The organism is Oscillatoria nigro-viridis PCC 7112, from assembly GCF_000317475.1.
GTDB lineage: Bacteria > Cyanobacteriota > Cyanobacteriia > Cyanobacteriales > Microcoleaceae > Microcoleus > Microcoleus nigroviridis.
In genome coordinates, this window is the sequence record NC_019729.1 from 3166604 (window position 1) to 3186826 (window position 20223).

The following is a 20223-nucleotide window of genomic DNA, read 5'->3' on the forward strand; positions in this document are numbered from 1 at the left end:
CCGGATTTTTCTGAGTTCATCGGTCAATTTTTACAGTAAATTTGAGAGGGGCAATTGAGAAAGAGTAGATTATACCAATGCGCGAACAAAAAGGCAACTCCCGACCAGATCCAAACGACGATCGCCCTCAGTAGGTCGCATTTTTTAAATTTTTAATCTCAAATCTAAAATCTAAAATAGTCTTAGGCATTGTTCAGTTGGGCACAGCAGCGGCTTTGTCGATCGCCCGAACCCGATGGCGCTAACTCCTGTAAAATAGAGGGCGCGTTGGGGCGAACCTTTTAACAGCCAGAATTGGGCGCGATCGCCACAGGCTCCCAAATACATAATAATATGGCAGTCATCCTCAACTTACTCACAAAGGTAAAAATAGAAGAGTGCCAAGAAATAATCTAAAACATATAACTGAAAAAAGGATAGAAATCGATGCTCCACCCAGTCTCGCAACCTTACCAACAACAAGTAAATACTATGACCCAAAGAGCCGTGCGGAAGCCAAAACCCTCTGTTGCAAATCACTTGAGACCAAGTTTTCCTCAAAGGCACTGGTTGGAGCTGGCAGAGTACGCCTCTCTGGCGGCCTCTGGTGTGGGTTCCCTGGCGGTGGCAGTGTCGGGTCAAGCTTTTTACGGGGTGGCTCCCCTAACTTTGGCTTTGTCGCTGAATGTTGCTAACCGGTATCGCTTCGAGCAGCAAGTGCGGGTGCATCAAAATTCCGAAATGGCCCAAGTCCAAAAGTCTGTCAATAAAGTCGAAAAAACGGCCGTGACGGTAATTGTTAAATTACGCAAGCAGTTGTCTGCAGATATTGCAGCGCTGCGCCAGCAAATGGCTGCAATGCCTAGGGCTGAGGGCTTTGAGGAGTCGATCGTAGACATCCAGCGGCAGTTGCTGAGTTTAGGAGAGTCGGTAGCTTCTTTGCAAGAAATCGTGGCGTCTGCTGTGCTCGATGTCCGCCAGCAGGTGAGCGAACAACTGCAAGATTTATCCCTTGGCCAACGGGCGAATCTCCAAGCGGTGGAACAGGCTATAGAGCAACTGCAAAGTGCGATGCAAGGCTTGGCAGAAACTTCTATCACCAGAGACGACTGGGAAGCAGTAAATACTAGATTTTTGGAAATCCAGAAAGTCATGGCCAATTTGCAAAGCCAACTGCAAGCTCCCGCGCACCAATCGACTGCGGATTTGTCCCTCGTCCAAGCTCAAATCCACCGTTTGGAACACGAGCAGCAAGAAGTTGTCAAACCTCACCTCAAGCGCTTAATCTCGGTTGTCAAGGAGTTGCAGCACACACAAGAGAACCGTCAGTAGTCATCAGTCAGCAGTCAACAGTCATTAGTCAACAGTCATCAGTCAACAGTCAGCAGCCAACAGTCATCAGTCAGAAGGAATACTTTTCCTATCGGACGCGCTCGACACTCTCCGACTCTCCGACTGTCGCCCGATCGAGTCCTACTTTTAAAGGCAACTGTGTTAAAAGATTAAAAGCTAATCTGTCTAGTTCACCAACAAAATTAGTCTGAAGCCCCGTCCTTCGCTTGACGGCTTTGTGTTAGAACATTTAGAAAGGCAAGTAAGAACAACCATCTACGTGTTGAAACAATCTCAAAAGGTGTAACTCCTGATTTAGCTCGCCTCGACTCGATCGTAGTCTGCTTAAACAAGCAATAGTGAATTGTTGAGCGTACCTAACTGGCTTGGTGATGGACTCTGAAAGTATAAAAAGACAAAAGTAAGCGCAATTGCAATACTTCTGGTATTAGTAGTTGTTTTGAGCGTGTAGAGGCGATTTGTCAGCGCCTTTAAGACTCAAATTGTGGTCTTAAGAATCTCCGTGGCTTTAGCCCGGAGAGTGTCAACTGTTTTCAACCTGTTACAAGAAAATTAAATGACTGCAACCGTAACTATTGCTGATAACCCGTTACTAATCGGTCAAGGATTGCCTCCATTTGACGCGATCGAACCACAACACGTAGTCCCCGCCATCACCCAACTGCTGACCGAACTAGAAGCCTCGCTAGCTGCCTTAGAATCGTCTGTAGAACCGACTTGGAGCGGCTTAGTAGAACCCTTGCAGCGGCTCGGAGAGCGTTTAAATTGGACCTGGAGCATTGTCGGACATTTGATGGGCGTGAAAAATAGCCCGGAACTGCGATCGGCTCACGAAACAGTGCAGCCGGAAGTAGTAAAATTTTGGAGCAAGCTCAGTCAAAGCAAACCGCTTTACGAAGCTTTTAAAGCGCTGCGGGCTAGCGAAAATTGGGACAGCTTAGAGTCAGCTCAAAAGCGAATTGTCGAAGCCGCTCTCCGAGACGCCCAACTCTCCGGCGTCGGTTTAGAAGGGGAGCAAAAAGAGCGTTTTAATGCCATTCAATTAGAATTGGCGGAAATTACGACCCAATTTTCCAATCACGTCCTCGACGCTACCAAAGCATTCAGCATCACCCTCACAAATAAAGACGAAATTGACGGTTTGCCACCCAGTTTGTTGAGTTTAGCAGCTCAAGCCGCTCGCAGCGCCGGCGAAGAAAATGCGGATGCCGAAAACGGCCCTTGGCGGATTACTTTAGACTTTCCGAGTTACGGCCCTTTCATGCAGCACAGCACCCGCCGCGACTTGCGCGAAAAGTTGTACAAAGCTTTTATCGGCAGAGCAAGTAGCGGAGAATTGAATAACTGGCCGTTGACCGATCGCATTTTAGCTTTGCGCCAGGAAAAAGCTGCTTTGCTCGGGTTTAGCAGTTATGCCGAATTGAGCTTGGCGAGCAAAATGGCTCCCGACGTTGCAGCAGTGGAAGCTTTGTTAGAAGAATTGCGCCAGGCTAGTTATGATGCTGCGGTCAAAGATTTAGAAGAATTGAAAGCTTTTGCTGCCGAAAAAGGCGCGGCGGAAGCTGGAGATTTGAAGCACTGGGATATTGGTTTTTGGTCGGAACGGCGCCGGGAAGAAAAGTTTGCTTTTAGTGCCGAAGAATTGCGGCCTTACTTTGCTTTGCCACAGGTATTAGAGGGCTTATTTGGATTAGTAAAGCGGCTGTTCGGCGTGACAGTAACTGCGGCGGACGGTCAAACTCCTGTGTGGCACAAAGATGTGCGCTATTTCCAAATAGATGATGAAGCAGGAAATACGATCGCCAATTTCTATTTAGACCCCTACAGCCGCCCCGATGAAAAGCGCGGCGGTGCTTGGATGGACGAGTGCGTGGTGCGCGCTAAATTTGTCGAAGCAGGAAAAACAACCACGCGGTTGCCTGTGGCTTATTTGGTGTGCAACCAAAGTCCTCCGGTTGACGGCAAACCGAGTTTAATGACTTTCTTGGAAGTCGAAACTTTGTTTCACGAATTCGGTCACGGTTTGCAGCATATGCTGACAACGGTAGACTATCCGGGGGCTTCGGGCATCAATAATGTTGAGTGGGATGCGGTGGAATTGCCCAGTCAATTTATGGAAAATTGGTGTTACGATCGCGCGACTTTGTTCGGGATGGCAAAGCATTACGAAACCGGGGAAACTTTGCCGGAACACTACTACCAAAAACTGCTAGCAGCGCGCCACTACATGAGCGGCAGCGTCATGCTCAGGCAAGTACATTTTAGCAGCGTTGACATCGAATTGCACCACCGCTACCGATCGGGCGGCAGCGAAACTGTGGCCGATGTCCGCAACCGCATCGCTAAAACTACCACAGTTTTGCCTCCTCTGGAAGAAGACGCATTTTTGTGCGCTTTCGGACACATTTTTGCGGGCGGCTACGCGGCGGGGTATTACAGTTATAAATGGGCGGAAGTGCTCAGCGCTGATGCTTTTGCGGCGTTTGAGGAAGCGGGTTTGGAAGATGAAATTGCGATCGCATCTACAGGCAAGCGCTTCCGAGATACAGTGTTAGGATTGGGCGGCAGTTTGCACCCGATGGAAGTGTTTAAAACTTTCCGGGGACGCGAACCGAGCACTAAAGCTTTGTTGAGACACAGCGGTTTAGTTGCGGCTTAATTAAGTGGGGAATAACTGGAGATTAATGCGGGTGAATTTATCTGCATTAATCCCGGTTTTTTGTGGAACAAGATTCAAGGTGATAACGCCGTCCAAACGTCGGTATCATCAGGGACATAGCCCTCAAATCCCTCTGAAAAAATGGTAGCTTGTTCCGTCTTATTGCCATTAATTCCTCAATCATTTTTTCACAACCTTCTATTCCTATTGCCCAAGCATGACCATACAATCCCATCCAAAAACTACTATGTCGGCGTATAGTTCGCTTGGCTTCTTTGAGGCGACCAACATATTTTTGGATACCAAGTTTTTGAATTTCTTTTGCTTGTAAAGTGGCGCCAGTGTACGCAAAAGCTATCAATAAAATTAAAGTTTTCAAGCGCTCAGTCGAAGCGTGGCTTTTTTCAAGATTATAGCCTCCTGTGTTACAATCTTTGAACATAGCTTCGATTCCACTCCGACATTTAAATGTGGCGACAGCTTCTTTCAGACTTCCTAAATTTGTGAGCAGATACCAACCTTCGTCTTCCCCATGACCTCTAGATCGACGCTGCCAATAACCTGCAATATCAAATAAGCCAAACCCTTTTTGCTTGGTAACTTAAACATCCTTGAAATCAAAGCTAGTACCTGGCATTAAACCTAAATCACTTAACCGTTTAAAATCTTCTCCTTCTTCTTGAATATATCGCCCCTTTTGTATTCTTAAAACAAATCTTACATTCTTTTCGCCTAACCATTTGTCAAGTTTAACGCTACCAAATTCGCGGTCTTCTATGAGCGAGAATTTATATTTAGCTAGCAGCGAAAAAAATGGTCTAATTAATTGTTTTTGCTCTCGGATATTACTGCACCCTTTTTTGGGTAAAATCTGCCAGTACAATGGTAAAGCTCTTTGCTGCCAACTTAGGCAGATGAAAAATATATTTCGGTCACGCCACTGCGTCCTATCAATAGCAACTATCAATTCTTTTTGTTGGTTAAATTGAGTCCTTAAGATGTATTTAATCAGAGGAAACCACAGGTTTTCAATCTTGAGAATCGGTAATTTCAAAAATCTTTGAATGGCGCGTCTTCTCCTCTCAAATGCGATCGCGCACAGAGCATGATTGTTGCCAGCGATTCAATGCGACGCTTGTTTATGTGCTTGCAGCAGAAAAACTAAAATTTGCCGAGTTAAGTATTCCGCTTTTTTGAGTTGTCTTTGGAAACAATTTTGGTAAAATGGAGGTAACATTTTATATAGATGGGGTTGCTTATAAAAATTGACCCTATCTTTTTTTACCATAAATTGGTCTAACCTTTGTTAGCTATGGGTCCAGACGGGGGGAGCATCTCATATTTGTAAAAACACTGATTCTGGCTCCTGACTTCTGACTTCTGACTCTTTTCTCCTGGCTTCTGACTCCTGACTCCTAACTCCTATTTCTAGCGGAGGGCTGCTTTCATTGAGATGCTCCCCAGACAAGGTTGTCACCCCCTGAACAATATTACTTAATTGGCAAAGCATCGGGAGGGATTGCAGACCTCTCGATCGAAGTTGTATTTACTAGCAGCAACGAAAGCAAGTTGAATCGTTACCAAGCCTTGGGTGTCCCCGAAGTTTGGTTTTGGGAGGGTGGAGTATTTGGGCTGTATCATTTGCGATCGCGCGGATATGAAAAAATTGACCAAAGCGAAGTTCTGGCCGGTTTAGACATCAACCTGCTGTCTCGCTGCTTGCTGATGGCTTCTGGGGTTGAAGCAGTTAAGGAGTTTCGGCGCGGTATTTCTGCGGTTTAGAGCAAAAGTGGCTTGGGCGATCGCTCCCCATTTATAAATATATTGTTAGGATACAAGACTAATCTTTGTCTTCTTTCATTTGCTGGCGAATGGCTGCCTCAATCTTAGTATCGAAATCAGAATCTCCCACTTTTGTTATGATTAAATTCGAGCGCTTTTTCCGCCTGTCTAAGTAGGCTTGCAGTGCAGATTTATCCCCGCGATTGTTAAGAAAATAACGCTTCAATTCTCCATCTGACATTGCAGTATAATCTACTTGGCTCATTAAAGTACCTCCCCATTTGGAGCAATTTCAATCTCAATTTCCTCGTCATATCCAGCCAATACGAACAAGTTTTTGCTTCTCTCGTCAACACAGATGAGGTGAATAGGTTGCAATGCCAAATATGTCAAGTAATAACTGATTCGATACAAACCCTCTAGCTGCGCGTAGGTAGGCATTCACACCTAAAACTTTCTTGAAACTGGCATCTATTGTAGCATTTCTGTTTCCGATCGCACTTTCACGCTCCAAGATAACGCCTGTCAGTGCAGCCAAGAGTTATGGAGTTTGGTTTGTGGCTCTTGACAACCGTGTATTACATATGTAGTATTAAGTTTCGGTAGAAAAGCTCGATCGACACCAGCAAACAAAATTGAGAAAAAACCTATGCAACCCATCCGACAAGGCGACGTAATTCTCACGCCCGTACCGAAAATCGAAGGAGAAAAAAAACCTCACCTAACTCTCGCCGAAGGTGAAGTCACCGGACATTCTCACCAGATTATTGAGGGACAAGCTGAACTGTACGAAAAAGACGGCACTCTGTACTTGCGGGTGCTTTCACCGACAGCTTTATTGAGTCACGAAGAACACCGTGCGATCGCAATTCCCGAAGGTAATTGGATGGTGCGAATTCAGCGGGAATATGAGCCGCAAGGTTGGAGGTATGTCGCAGACTAAGGTTAAAAAACAGACGCCAGAACAAGCAGCTTTGATTCCAGTTTATCGGGAAAAGTGGAAAGCGCGATCGCGCTTTCCACTTTTCCCGATAAATCGCTCGCAAGCTGCGGAAACAATTCCAGTGGCTTACGCGATAATTGGCAAAAAAGCACCGGAAGTAAAGGAACAGAATGCGGAAATTAGGCGAGTGTTAATTCAGGGCATTGGTTGCGATCGCATATATCAATAATTAGAAGCAACAGAGTTAGATAATTGGCGGGAATATACGCTGTTAAAAATCGATTTTCAGGACGATTTCGACGTATCTGGGCAGCCATTACCAGTTATTTTGTTAAAAATGACCTGTCCGAGTACGGGGTTTATTCATGCGTTGCGAGTGCCGCCAAATATAGAATCAGCTATAGAGGCAATTCGTTGGGTAAATTGGGGAGTAGAGCCAGAGGAGTTTAGCGTGCAAACTTAAATATTTTGCATTACACCCAAGTCCCCCAGGGGTTCAAACCCCACAGCGAGTAGCTAAAGTCCGTTAAAACGGACTGCCGATCGAAAGACATTGAATTAATACAACTTAATGGCTAAATAGACAATAAAGATTGGGCGCGATCGACCTCTAAGATTGACAATTTAATTGCCTAAGTTGATAGCAAGGATTATGTGCGATCGTATTCTCAAACTTGAATTTCTTGCAGTCGGTTTCAACCGAATGCAAGCTATGAGGCAGGGAATTAATTCCCTGCCGGACTGCGAGACTGACGAAAAGCCAAACTCCTACACTGAAATTTTACCTCAAAGAAAATCATAATTTACTATGTCAGAATCACAAGCCGATCGATTGATTAATTTCAGCAGCTTTGCCGACTGGTGCCAACACAAAGATAGTCTTTCAGAATCGGCAAGACATACAGTTAAAGTGCTGCTAAACGAGGCGGGGACTTTTGATTGTAATGAAGCAGAGAAGGTACTTTTAAACTTGACTACACTCAATCTCGGACACAGGTCAATTACCAACTTCACCTCGCTATCAGCACTCACTAACCTGACCGCACTCTATCTCCAAGGCAGTCAAATTAACGATATCGCTTCGCTGTCGGCACTCACCAACCTGACTTACCTCAATCTCGAAAGCAATCAAATTACCGACATTACCCCGCTGTCGGCACTCACCAACTTGACCTACCTCAATCTTAATCACAATCAAATTACTGACATCACTCCGCTATCGGGACTCACCAACCTGACCATACTGTCTCTCGAATATAATCAAATTACCGACATCACTGGGCTGTCGGCACTTACTAACCTGACAGACTTATGTCTCGGCTGCAATCAAATTACCGACATCACTGGGCTGTTGGGACTCACCAACCTGACTAGAGTGTCTCTCAACAACAATGAAATTACCGATGTTACTCCTCTGTCGGCACTCACTAACCTCACCAAACTGGGTATCGAAAACCAGGAAATTACCGATATCAGTCCGCTGTCGGCACTCACCAATCTGACTGAACTCTCCATTAGCGATGGAATTATCGATATCAGTCCGCTATCGGCACTCACAAATCTGACTGAACTATTCATTAGCGAGGGAATTACCGATATTAGTCCGCTGTCGGCACTCACTAATCTGACTAAACTATCCATCATTTACAACGATACAATTACCGAGATCAGTCCGCTATCGGCACTTACCAACCTAACAAGCCTGTATTTCTTGTACACCCAAATTACCGATATTACTGCGCTGTCGGCACTCACCAACCTCACCTACTTGTATCTGTCGGACAATCAAATTACCGATATTACTGCGCTGTCGGCACTCACCAACCTCACCTACCTCAATCTCAGTAACAATCAAATTACCGATATTGCTGCGCTGTCAGCACTCACCAACCTCACCTACCTCAATCTCAGTAACAATCAAATTACCGATATTACTGCGCTGTCAGCACTCACCAACCTCACCGAACTACATCTAGAAACCAATCAAATTACCGACTTAAATTTGTCGATCGAACTTACGCAAAAATACCTAACCCTATCGACTACACCAATTGATTCTCCAACAGCTATAGAAACTGCAAAGAAACTCTATGCAGCTATTGGTCTAGAAGCACCTGAAGTTATTGTTTGTAGCAGTCCACAGGTGGTTTCTTTAAAAATCCTCCAACAACTCAAAACCTACAGTAGCTCGCAACCTCAAAGGTCATCGGATTTCGAGGAGATATTTCAATCAGTTGATGTAGGATCGATTCAGTGGTTGAAGTCTCTGTTCGATAGCACGCAAATGTCATTGGAAATAGAGGCTGGCAATTTAGTAGAATGGGGAACTTCGCTGTTTGAGGAGCTATTTCAATCGGTGGATGTAGGATTAAATCCAGTGTTGTGGGAGGTGCTGTGGCATGCAATAATACTAAAGCCGGATGCGGAGCGCATTCTCCTGTTTGAATTTGATACATTGGCAATAAATTACTCACAATCTGTGGGAATTTTCCACTCACATTCTAACTATCTAAAGCGACTAACCTCTAGTGATCTGGTAAAAGAAATTCATTTGACTGAATTTTTGATCTCGAAATTTGGTGTTACTCTCGACGAGAAAGCACAAGAACTATTTCGCTGCAAGCAACAGTTGTTCGAGGATTGCGGTTGGATATTTCCGTTTGAAAAAGTTTGCCTAATTTGCGATCGCCCTTTACACATCCGCTTTGACGCTGAAAATCGCCTACACGCTGAAGGAGAACCGGCGATCGCCTTTGCGGACGGCTACAGTTTATACTTTCACCACGGCGTTAAATTACCGGAAAAATACGGAAAAGTACACCCCGATTTGTGGCAAGCAGAATGGCTTTTATCGGAATCAAATGCCGAACTGCGTCGAGTATTAATTGAGAGAATTGGTTACGATCGCATTTGCTGCGAACTCCAAGCAGTAGAATTAGATAGTTGGGTAGCCACGGAGGGCTACCCCTACCAACAATACACGCTATTAAAAATCGATAACGCCGATGTTGAGCCGATTTACTTGTTAAAAATGACCTGTCCGAGCACGGGACACATTCACGCTTTGCGAGTGCCGCCAAATGTGCTAACGGCTCAAGAAGCAATTCGCTGGGTAAATTGGGATATTGACCCAGAGGAGTTTTCCGTGCAAACCTGAGTAATACCAATTTAAAAAAGTCTGGCTACAATCCTCAGCTTAGACCAATTGTTAACAGTCACAGAGCCCCGCGCCGGACTTAGGATCGGCCGTTTCCCTACCCGATCGTCTGTACTTCACTCAACTGAAAACCGCTATATTGACAAAAACACTAATTCATCAAACACGAATCAACGTCCCGCAGTGTGCCAGTTCAAAGGGTGGAATGCACCAACCCTCGATCGCCCAAAAACTGTTAATAACATGAAGAAGAAGCCCACCCTCGATCGAAGGTGGGCTCTGTTCATGCCAGCTTACCGAGAGCTAGGCAATCGGGTCTCTCCGCTGGTAGACGTAAAATATCGGAAAAAGATCCGAACGTCCGAAAAAACTTCTCGCCCACCATTAAGCTTCAGTTGACCCAACCGGATCGGGAAAATTGCGCCCGCAGCGATGTTCCCCTGACATCGGGGAACGCTGGGGCTTCAACTTTTCAATAGACTTCTGCAAAACAGCTCGTCTTGGGCCGGCAGGATGCCCAACGCCTACTCCGCACAAGAATTAAAATTGTTCGAGAAGTCTCATAATTCTCCTCTTTAACTTTGATTTGCCAACCGATTAAGGATCGTCAATTAAATAATTTCCCTTTTTTCTTGTGGGATGGGCGTCCCGCCCGCCCAGAAAGGACGGGCGGGACGCCCATCCCACAACAGTCATGAAAAGTGGATTTTATTTAATTCTCATCCCTAAGCATCGTGATCGTGTGCAAAACGACGGAACAGGAAATCTAGGGCGTAGTTCCGCAAATTGTAGTATTCAGGATCTTCCATCATTTGAACCCGATCGCGCGGACGCGGAAAAGGAATCTCCAGAACCTCGCCAATTGTCGCCGACGGGCCGTTAGTCATCATCACCAGTCGATCGGCCAAAAACAGCGCTTCATCAATATCGTGAGTAATCATCAACACCGTACAGCGGTGATCGTTCCAGATTTTCAGCAATTCTTCCTGCAATTCCTCCTTAGTAATTGCGTCCAGAGCACCAAAAGGTTCGTCTAAAATCAGCACTTTCGGGCGAATTGCCAAAGCCCGGGCGATCGAAACCCGCTGCTTCATCCCCCCCGAAATTTGCGGCGGTCTTTTCTGGGCAGCTTCTGTCAATCCCACCATCGCCAAATGCTCATTGACGATCGCATTTTTTTCGACCTTCGACTTATTCGGAAATACAGAATTAACCGCCAAATAAACATTTTCAAACACCGTCCGCCAAGGCAGCAAAGCGTAACCCTGAAACACCACCATGCGATCGGGCCCCGGCTTCGTAATCCGCTGCCCGTTAATCGTCACGGTGCCCCGGCTCGGATGGCTAAAACCGGACACCATATTTAACAGTGTTGATTTGCCGCAGCCCGAGTGTCCGATCAGAGCAATAAACTCTCCCTCAGCTACATTCAGATTGACGTTTTCTAAAGCCCTGTAACCGTTTGGATATTCTTTGTAAACACTGTCCATCACCAAAAAAGGCTGGCGGCGGCCTTTTCCCCGCTGGATTTGAGTTTTGGTGTTCGTCTGATTTTTAGTGGTGTTGAGCATGGGTTTAGGAAATTGTGAGTGGGTGATGGGCGAAGGAAGAAGGAACAGGCAAGAGGGAAGAATGAAGAGGCAATTACTAACTAGAATTAGCAGTTAACAATTAACAGCTAAAAACCAACAACTAACAATTAGCAATTACCCTGTTTTTATCCAACTAAAAACCGCTCTAAGCAGCTCGGCGGCCGGAATCGAGTATAACTTCCGCCATCGTGAAATCGCGTTTAATCGCCAGATTGTTGAGATAGCCGATCGGATCGTCAGCGTTAAACACCGAACCGTCAAACAAGCTGAGAGAACCGCGAGTGTAAGTAATATCAGCCATCCCCAGCTCTCGCGCCGCCGTGCTGAACGCACCGACTCGCACCACCCGTTCCAGAATTTCCACCCAGTTGCGCGGGAACACAGTATCGCCCCAGCGCGCCATCTGCACCATGTGCCAGAGTTGTTCGGTGCGGCTCGGGCGATTCACCCCCTCTCCAGAAAACAAGTGGTGGGCGTATTCCCGCATCGGAGTATCGAGGTTGCAAGCAGAAGATTTCGGGTCGCCGAGTTGGATGTAACTCTTATCGGTAGCCACGTACTCCCTTCCCGCGACAATTTCCGAAACCTCGGCGGCGTGATTTGGATCGGCGCAATAGTGGCAAGCTTCCAGCAAAGCTTTGACTAGAGCAATGTGAGTGTTGGGATAAGCATTTGCCCAGTCTTCCCGCACCCCCAAAATTTTTCCCGGATGCCCCGGCCACAGTTCCAAATCCGTCGCCACCGTAAAGCCGACTCCTTCCATCGAGGCCCGCAAGTTCCAAGGTTCGCCGACGCAGAAACCGTCAATAGTGCCGCCCTGCAAGTCAACGATCATCTGAGCCGGTGGGATATTTTTCAGCAACACATCGCGATCCGGGTCAATGCCCCCGGAAGCCAGCCAGTAACGCAGCAACAGGTTGTGCATCGAAGAAGGGTGAACGATGCCCATACGGTGCGTTTGCGCGGGCGTTCTCTGGAGCATTTTTTTAAAGTCTGCCAGAGTGTAGATCCCTTGGTCGTAAAAGCGCCTCGCGAGGGTAATTCCGTTGCCATTGCGGCTCATGGTGAGGGCTGTAACCGTCGGAATCGGCTTCTCTTGGTGGCCCCCCAAGCTCAACCACATCGCCATCCCAGAGGGCATTTGAGCTGCGTCTAAGTAACCTGCGGCGATGCCGTCTACAATGCCGCGCCAGCTTGTTTCCCGCACGAGGTGGACTTCATCGAGCCCGTGTTTGGCAAAAAAGCCTTTTTCTTTGGCGACAGCGAGGGGAGCGCAGGCTGCCAGCGGAATAAAGCCGAGTTCGAGGTTGACTTTTTCCAGCCCGTGGCGGGCGATCGCGGGTACTTTCCGCGCCCGCAGTTTTTTGACGCGCTTCTGCTGGTTGAGGAAGTAAATCATTTCGCTACGCAGAGCGTAGTAGCTGGGGTGCGAGACTACTTCCATCCGTTTGCGGGGGCGGGGGATGTCTACTTCGAGAATGCCGCCAATCTTCGATTCTGGGCCGTTGGTGAGCATGACGATGCGATCGCTCAGCAACACTGCCTCATCCACATCGTGCGTTACCATCAGGGCGCTGATTTCGTACTCTTGGCAAATTTCCATCAACTTTTCTTGCAAGTTGCCGCGAGTCAAAGCATCCAAAGCACCGAAGGGTTCGTCTAAGAGTAACAGTTTGGGGCGCAGGGCCAGAGCACGGGCGATCGCCACGCGCTGTTTTTGTCCCCCTGATAGCAATGCAGGTTGTTTTTCGGCGTGGGGAGTTAAGCCCACCATATCGATGTGTTTTTGAATGATTTCGAGGCGTTCGGCTTTGGGTAAGCCACTCATTACCGAGTCTACGGCTAGGGTAATGTTTTCTCTGACCGTCCGCCAAGGTAGCAGGGAATAGTTTTGGAATACTACCATGCGATCGGGGCCTGGTTGGGTGATTCTTTGCCCGTCAATTGTCACCAATCCGGATGTCGGCAAATCCAAACCTGCCACCATATTTAGCAGTGTAGATTTACCGCAGCCGGAGTGTCCTATTAATGAGATAAATTCGCCTTTTTGAATTTCCAGATCGATGCCTTTCAGGGCTATGTATGTGCCACCGTCTGATAAATTAAAAACTTTTTCGAGTTGTTCTACTGCAATCAAAACAGACATGATTTTCTTGCCTTTTTTGTAGGTTTGTTATTTCGCTAGATCTTGATTCTTGACTGTTGACTGTTCGCGGTTGACTGTTGACTGTTCGGGGTTGACTGTTGACTGTTCGCGGTTGATATACAACAGCTAATAGTTAATACATTACTGGATGGCTAAAACTGGTTTTTAAACTAATCAAAATACTTTGTTTAATCCCTCAACAATAGTTTAAAAAACAGGTTTCTGAGCCTTTGAGTTCGTAATTCCTGTAACAGTCAACCGTCATTCGTAATTCCTGTAACAGTCAACAGTCAACCGTTAACCCATCGAATTAGCTACTTTCCTTGAGGGGGAGCAATCTTTTGCTGCAACCAAGCCATCATGCGATCGAGCAACAAACCAACAGCCCCAATGTAGAACACCGCTAACAGAATTTCGCTGATGTAGTTTTGCTGGTAAGCATTCCAAATAAAGAAGCCGATACCCACAATCCCCGACATCACAATTTCCGCTGCAATAATCGCCAGCCAAGCCAGCCCGATCGCAATTCTCAATCCTGTGAAGATATAAGGAAGCGCCGACGGAAACAAAATATTCATGTAATATTCCTGACGAGAAAGCTGCAGCACTTTCGCCACGTTGTTGTAATCGTCGGGAATTTGGCGAACACCTTCAGCCGTGTTGATTAAAATCGGCCAAACTGAGGTGATAAAAATCACGAACAAAGCAGCAGGTTCGTTTTGTTGCAGTGCAGCCAGGGCAATGGGCACCCAAGCCAAAGGCGCAACCATCCGCAAAAACTGAAAAATTGGGTCTAAAGCCTTGTTCAGAAGCGGATTTGTACCTACCAAAACACCCCCAGCAATTCCCACAGCAGCGGCTAGAGTGTAGCCTTTTGCCACCCGTTCCAAACTAGCCAAAGTTTGCCAAAACAACCCGATGCCGTAGGTTTTGGAATTCATGAAAGGATACAGCAACAAAATCCGCGTCCGTTCGTCAGTCCACACACTGATCGGTCCCGGTAGTTTGATCAGTCCGGTGCTTGACAGGAATTGCCAAACTAACATAAATCCAATTATTCCCAAAATTGGCGGCAAGATATTCGGGGAATTCTTCTTCCAAAACTCGCCAAATGCTCCTTGGACATCGACTCCGCCTCTCCGATTTGTGCTGACAGCCATCCTGGTAATCTCCTATGTTTCTGCTGTTTTTTTCGAGACTAAATTATGGGAAGCTAAGACCCCATCACACTTTTTTAATTGCTAAACTCTTGAGGTAAGCTTCTGGCTGAGCCGGATTAAATTCTGTACCGTCAAAGAACTTCTCAACGCCCCGAGACGTACTTTTCGGAATGTCAGCATCAGCAACTCCGGCTAATTTTGCTGCGGCTTTCCACAAATCTTCTCGGTTGACTTTATCGATGATTGTCTTAGAATCTGCCAAGGTTGTTGTTGGCAAGAAACCCCAGCGCACGCTTTCCGTTAAGAACCACAAATCGTGACTCTTGTAGGGATAGGAAACGTTGCCGATGCCGTCTTTCCAGTACAGCGGACTCATCTTGAAATCGTCGATCTCTGGTTGGCCGTCACCCATCATGTACTTGCCCTGGTAGGGAGGTGTCAAAATTGCCGGAGGTACGTCAAAGAAGTTTCTGCCAGAAGTAATGGCAATTAATTCGGGGCGATTTTCTGGTTTGTCGCACCACTGCTGGGCTTCGATCAGTCCTGCTAGCAGGGCTTCGGTGGCTTTCGGGTGTTTGTCTACCCAGTCGCCGCGAATAGCGAGATATTCCTCGGGGTGATCTTTCCAGATTTGACCCGTGAGGGCGGACATGAAGCCGATGTCCTCTGTGACAATCCGCAGCGGCCAGGGGTCGCCGGTACTGAAACCGTCCATGCTGCCGGTTTTCATGTTGGCTACGGTTTGCGCTGACGGTACTGTTAGCAACTCGGCTTCTGTGTCGGGATTTATGCCGTTAGCTGCTAGCCAGTAGCGAATCCAGAAGTCTTGATTGGCTTTGGGGAAGGTGTAGGCTGCTTTGAAGGGCGTGCCTGCTTGTTTGAGGCCTTTGATGTAGTCTTGGGCCGCTTGATCTAGTTTAAGTCCCAGACCTTTGCCTTTGTGTTTTCCGGCGAGCGCAATTCCATTTCCCTGAGTGTTCAACTGGGCCAGAACATACATCGGGATTTGGACGCTGTTTTTGGTGATCAGACCTTTACTAATTTGATAAGGCATCGGCATTTGCCACTGGCCGCCGTCTATACCGCCGCCTGCCGATCCAATTTCTACGTTATCTCTTGCCGAACCCCAGTTTGCTTGCTTGGCAACTGTTACCTCAGTCATGCCGTATTTGGCAAAAAAGCCTTTTTCTTGGGCAATGATTAAAGGTGCTGCTTCGACGATCGGGATATATCCCAATGTGATTTTAGTGCTTTCAATTCCTTCGACTCTTTTCTCGTTGGCAACAGCCATTACTGAGGTGGCAGCGGGTGCTGTCCCTGCGCCAGCACCGGCAGTAGCACCGGGTTCTGGGGGATTGCCCAAACAGCCTTTGAGCAGTATTGAACCCAGGGCAGATGCACCTGCGGTGACGATAAATTTACGTCTGGAAAATTGCTCTGAAAATTTTGTCATAGCCTAGCCTCGCTGCAATACATAATCTTCTGTAACGACATCACTGAAGTTTATCAATGCGCTTTTTTTCTGTTCGCTAATGGAATTTAGCGACCTGTTTTGAGCGCTGCTTGGCAGGAGGGAGCAAAAGATTTATCGCTAGCATAAGTCTTTAAACTATCCCTGCTGATTTTACACTTTTGATTAACTCAATATTTCGACGATCGACCGAGTTGTGTGAACTCACTTTTTGCGAGCCGCACGTTTTTTCGGCATCGTTATTAGCTTACCGTACTCTTGCGTAAATTATAAAACAATTATTAAATTTGATTGATAAGTAAATCTTTTAGGACTGTGCTATCGATAAGCAGGGCTGTTTCATTCTCTTGTAGGGGCAATCCCCCCTCGCTTTTCCCAATCCCACCAAATGCTTAATAAATAGTGGATGGAGAGGGTCGGCATTCAGGGCATGACCCGTACAAAACGCTGGTTTTCCTGAGAATGAAACAGCCCTGTATCGATAAGGAGCCGTTGGGAAGAGCGATCGGGTTTGCTTATCAAAACTGCTTCAAACCAAGACCTGCTGGGTAAAGGTTGTAGCGAATGGCGATCGGGGGTCATTAAAATCTCTTGTCAATAAGCGGCAAATATCGCCACCACCACACATTTACTTTGTTAATATATATTTACTTTTTTCAGCCGTTAATTGTAGTGAATTATACAGAAATTTTTATTATTATAAGGATGTGCTGTTTTCACACGGTTAACTGGTTTTCATTGGTGGACTAAAATTGTCGCTTAATCGTAAGTGATTTACCGGATATCATATGACGTGGGCTTTCAGGCTCGATTTCTGTAAAACAGAGAAACCGGGTTTCTTCAAGAAACCCGGTTTCTGAACACCCGAAATTACTAATCGGTGTCAGTACCTACAAATTCGATTAGTTCGGTGGATCGAAGCGGTTGACCCAGAGAGCAACACCGATCATCGGCAGAGCGACACCGAAGCAAATCAGCCACTGATCCAGATTCATCGGAGCCGTCTCAAATATGCGATTGACAAACGGAGAGTTAGCAAAGATGATCTGCAAAATCACCGCCAGAACAATTCCTACACCGAGGGCGGGAGCGCCGCTAACTTCTTCCTTAGAACCGCTAAACTTAGCAATCAAAGAAGGCAGCAACTGGCTGAGACTCAACAGGTAAAAAATTCTCCCCATTACCAAAGCTTGAATCGCCATCGTGCGGGCCAGTGCCAAAGTTCCCCAATCCGCTTGGCGCACCCATTCAAACATTCCGAAAATCAGAGTCCAGTTGTAAAGAGAAATAGCGACGATCCGCTTGATCCGATTTCCGGTGAGGAAAGGTTCGTTTACCGGTCGGGGCTGCTGTTTCATGACTCCCGCTGACTTGGGCTCGAAAGCCAGGGGCACAGTCATGGTGATCGAGTTGAGCATATTCAGCCAGAGAATTTGTAGCGACAAAATCGGCAATTCTCGACCGAGGAGGGTGCTGAGCAAAATTGTCATCGATTCTCCGCCGTTGACTGGGAGAATGAAGCTGATTGCTTTGAGCAGGTTTTTGTAAACCGATCGCCCTTCTTCGACAGCAGATTCGATCGACGCAAAGTTATCATCGGTAAGAATCATGTCGGCGGCTTCCTTAGAAACCTCAGTACCGCTGCCCATCGCAATCCCGATATCGGCTTGTTTGAGGGCGGGCGCGTCGTTAACGCCGTCTCCCGTCATCGCCACGATTTCGCCTTTTTGCTGCAAAGCTTCTACCAGGCGGAGTTTTTGTTCTGGGGCGACGCGGGCAAAAACTGAGCCGGCTTCTACGGCTTCGCCGAGTTCCTGCTTGCTCATTTCGGCCAGTTGAGCGCCGGTGTAGGCTACAAGTTCCCTGTGGTGCTTGGTTTTGCGGAATCCCATGCGGCGGGCGATCGCCTTGGCTGTAGCGATGTGGTCGCCGGTAATCATTTTGACTTGGATGCCGGCGGTTTGACAAGCTTGGACGGCTGCGATCGCCTCAGCCCGCGGCGGGTCGATCATACCTTGGAGTCCCAAGAAAATCAGCCCTGACTCCAAATCCGAGTGATCGACGGAATTTTGGCTTTGGGGTACGGGCTTTTTCGCTAAAGCCAAGACGCGCAAGCCTTGCTTTGCCATTTCATCGACTTGATGGTGAATTTGTGCGCGATCGACTTCTACCGGATTTCCTTGGGTATCGAGACTGGAACCGCAGCGGCCGAGAATTGATTCTACTGAACCTTTGACGTACAAAATTTTGCCAGTGGGAGTTCGGTGCAGCGTCGCCATGTATTGAAACTGAGATTCAAAGGGAATTGAATCCAGCCGCGGCATTGACTTGGACAAAGTTTGCTGGCTCAATTCGGCTTTTTTGCCAACAGCAATTAACGCTCCTTCTGTCGGATCTCCGACGACTATCCAATCATCATCTTTAAATTCCAAGTGAGAGTCGTTGCAAAGGAGTCCAGCTTGCAAACATTCTTGCAAAGTTGGAGCTTGGCTGACAGTAATTGGCAGTTGGTTGAGTTGAATTTCACCTTCGGGGCTGTATCCCGTACCCGTAACGAAGTAGGATTCGCCGCCAGCATAGATTTCTTGCACCGTCATTTGGTTTTCCGTCAAAGTTCCGGTTTTGTCGGAACAGATGACTGTAGCGCCGCCGAGGGTTTCCACTGCGGGCAATTTGCGGACGATCGCGTGGCGATTTGCCATCCGGGAAACGCCTACGGCTAGGGTGACGGTGATGACGGCGGGCAAGCCTTCGGGAATTGCGCCGACAATCAGGGCTACTGCGGGTTCGACTGCTTCTTTAAAGGCTGAAACTCCCGCAGGGACTGGCCGCCCCAATCTGACTGCGAAGGTCAAGGTTGCCATTCCCAACACGAATAACAGCCAGTTTTGACTGAATTGGTTGAATTTGCGGGTTAAGGGGGTGGTGAGGTCGATGTGGCGATCTAATAGTTGGGAGATTTTGCCGGTTTCGGTTTTATTGGCGATCGCAATTACGATGCCGCTACCTTGGCCAAAAGTGACAAAACTGCCGGCATAGGCCATGTTATCCCGTTCTGCTAGTGGCGTTTCTTGTGGCAGAACCAAGTCTCCAGATAGTCCTAATTCTTTTTCGACAGCAACAGATTCCCCGGTGAGTCCCGATTCGTCGATTTGCAAGTCGCGCACTTTCACTAAGCGCAAGTCTGCCGGTACTTTGTCGCCGGAAGTCAGGATTACTAAGTCGCCGACAACGAGTTCTTTGGAGGGAATTCTTAATTTTTTGCCGCCCCGAATGACTGTGGCTTCTGTGGTGACAGCTTGGGCTAGGGCTTCAATTTTTTTCTCTGCTCCAGCTTCTTGGATGAAACTAATAGTAGCGTTGGTGGTTGTTACGCCCCAAATTACGCTAGCGTTTAGCCATTCTCCGATCGCTGCTTTGATTAAACCTGCACTCAGCAAGATGATCAGGAGGGGTTGGTTAAATTGCAGGATAAATTTTAACCAGGCTGGTTTCCCTGCTTTAACCGTTAGTTCGTTGGGCCCGAATTTCTGTTGGCGACGGTTGGCTTCTGTCGGTTCTAAGCCGTTTTCCAGGTTGGTTTCTAAGATAGTTGCAACCTTGGATATTTCTAGGTAGTGCCAATATTGCTCTGCTACGTCTACATCGTTGGCGGCTCTTGATGGCATGATTCTTCCTGAATATTTGGGGTATCTGACGAGCTTCGATCGCTCCTTAAGAGGCGCGCTCAATACAACTCATCGCTCGTTGGAGCGTGAATATATTGAGCGGCTTAATTTTTTGTTGATTGCTTTAACGGGCTGTGACTTACATCTATATTACAACGGATGTGTCCGTTTGCGGCAAGAGATTTGGGGAATTTTTTGCGACGCTAAATCTTGTTTGGGACTTGGTGGCTAAGGTGGGGAAAAGTCGATCGATCCCCTTGACATTTTGCAAGTTTTAGGTTGGGTTGAAGAAAGGGACGACACGGAAGTCACG

At 47.2% G+C, this 20223-nt stretch carries 15 protein-coding genes and 1 pseudogene; 6 read left to right on the plus strand and 10 right to left on the minus strand.

Features of this window, described 5'->3' with window-relative positions; genetic code table 11:
- Positions 1-171 precede the first annotated feature (171 nt).
- The gene (locus OSC7112_RS39720) at positions 172-327 is read right to left on the minus strand and encodes a hypothetical protein (protein ID WP_190274395.1); all 156 of its coding nucleotides are present in this window, start codon (positions 325-327) and stop codon (positions 172-174) included.
- A 99-nt stretch (positions 328-426) separates the two neighbouring features.
- Here OSC7112_RS39720 and OSC7112_RS13475 point away from each other — a divergent pair, with 99 nt between their 5' ends.
- Both OSC7112_RS13475 and OSC7112_RS13480 read left to right on the plus strand, forming a co-directional pair.
- Positions 427-1311 carry a hypothetical protein gene (locus OSC7112_RS13475; RefSeq protein WP_015176412.1) on the plus strand — a complete coding sequence of 295 codons (885 nt, stop codon included), beginning with the start codon at positions 427-429 and terminating at the stop codon, positions 1309-1311.
- A 577-nt stretch (positions 1312-1888) separates the two neighbouring features.
- Positions 1889-3991 carry a M3 family metallopeptidase gene (locus tag OSC7112_RS13480; protein WP_015176413.1) on the plus strand — a complete coding sequence of 701 codons (2103 nt, stop codon included), beginning with the start codon at positions 1889-1891 and terminating at the stop codon, positions 3989-3991.
- 46 nt (positions 3992-4037) lie between these two features.
- Here OSC7112_RS13480 and OSC7112_RS40965 read toward each other — a convergent pair whose 3' ends face one another.
- Together OSC7112_RS40965 and OSC7112_RS40970 are read right to left on the minus strand one after the other, a co-directional pair.
- Entirely contained in the window at positions 4038-4433 is a 396-nt protein-coding gene (locus OSC7112_RS40965) for a hypothetical protein (protein ID WP_041622519.1), read from the minus strand.
- Positions 4434-4592: 159 nt separating this feature from the next.
- Positions 4593-5045: a hypothetical protein gene (locus tag OSC7112_RS40970; RefSeq protein ID WP_223300828.1), complete on the minus strand. Its 453-nt coding sequence runs from the start codon at positions 5043-5045 to the stop codon at positions 4593-4595.
- A gap of 416 nt (positions 5046-5461) precedes the next feature.
- Here OSC7112_RS40970 and OSC7112_RS13495 point away from each other — a divergent pair, with 416 nt between their 5' ends.
- Positions 5462-5773: a PDDEXK family nuclease gene (locus OSC7112_RS13495; RefSeq protein ID WP_223300829.1), complete on the plus strand. Its 312-nt coding sequence runs from the start codon at positions 5462-5464 to the stop codon at positions 5771-5773.
- 58 nt (positions 5774-5831) lie between these two features.
- Here the strand turns inward: OSC7112_RS13495 and OSC7112_RS13500 are convergent, their stop codons facing one another.
- A complete protein-coding gene (locus OSC7112_RS13500) occupies positions 5832-6038 on the minus strand; it encodes a DUF6887 family protein (protein ID WP_015176414.1) in 207 nt (68 codons plus the stop codon).
- The gene (locus OSC7112_RS39725; RefSeq protein WP_015176415.1) at positions 6038-6214 is read right to left on the minus strand and encodes a DUF6888 family protein; all 177 of its coding nucleotides are present in this window, start codon (positions 6212-6214) and stop codon (positions 6038-6040) included. Before OSC7112_RS39725 ends, OSC7112_RS13500 begins: the two co-directional genes overlap by 1 nt.
- 208 nt (positions 6215-6422) lie before the next feature.
- On the opposite strand from OSC7112_RS39725, the gene OSC7112_RS13505 reads away from it, so the two are divergent.
- The 3 genes and pseudogenes from OSC7112_RS13505 (at position 6423) to OSC7112_RS42370 (ending at position 9873) form a co-directional block, all read left to right on the plus strand.
- Complete coding sequence (locus OSC7112_RS13505) at positions 6423-6716, plus strand: DUF8820 family protein (RefSeq protein WP_015176416.1); 294 nt, start codon at positions 6423-6425, stop codon at positions 6714-6716.
- Positions 6717-6873: 157 nt separating this feature from the next.
- Positions 6874-7179 (plus strand): annotated as a pseudogene (locus OSC7112_RS40975) (DUF6745 domain-containing protein); the annotation flags it as partial.
- Between the two features lie 345 nt (positions 7180-7524).
- The gene (locus tag OSC7112_RS42370) at positions 7525-9873 is read left to right on the plus strand and encodes a leucine-rich repeat domain-containing protein (protein ID WP_015176417.1); all 2349 of its coding nucleotides are present in this window, start codon (positions 7525-7527) and stop codon (positions 9871-9873) included.
- Positions 9874-10598: 725 nt separating this feature from the next.
- Here the strand turns inward: OSC7112_RS42370 and OSC7112_RS13520 are convergent.
- The 5 genes from OSC7112_RS13520 to OSC7112_RS13540 form a co-directional block, all read right to left on the minus strand.
- Positions 10599-11444: a nitrate ABC transporter ATP-binding protein gene (locus tag OSC7112_RS13520; protein ID WP_015176418.1), complete on the minus strand. Its 846-nt coding sequence runs from the start codon at positions 11442-11444 to the stop codon at positions 10599-10601.
- Between the two features lie 166 nt (positions 11445-11610).
- Complete coding sequence (locus OSC7112_RS13525; RefSeq protein ID WP_015176419.1) at positions 11611-13611, minus strand: ABC transporter ATP-binding/substrate-binding protein; 2001 nt, start codon at positions 13609-13611, stop codon at positions 11611-11613.
- A gap of 314 nt (positions 13612-13925) precedes the next feature.
- The gene (ntrB, locus tag OSC7112_RS13530) at positions 13926-14771 is read right to left on the minus strand and encodes a nitrate ABC transporter permease (protein WP_015176420.1); all 846 of its coding nucleotides are present in this window, start codon (positions 14769-14771) and stop codon (positions 13926-13928) included.
- A 64-nt stretch (positions 14772-14835) separates the two neighbouring features.
- Positions 14836-16224 carry a CmpA/NrtA family ABC transporter substrate-binding protein gene (locus tag OSC7112_RS13535; protein WP_015176421.1) on the minus strand — a complete coding sequence of 463 codons (1389 nt, stop codon included), beginning with the start codon at positions 16222-16224 and terminating at the stop codon, positions 14836-14838.
- Between the two features lie 920 nt (positions 16225-17144).
- Entirely contained in the window at positions 17145-19910 is a 2766-nt protein-coding gene (locus OSC7112_RS13540; RefSeq protein ID WP_015176422.1) for an HAD-IC family P-type ATPase, read from the minus strand.
- Positions 19911-20223: the final 313 nt, after the last annotated feature.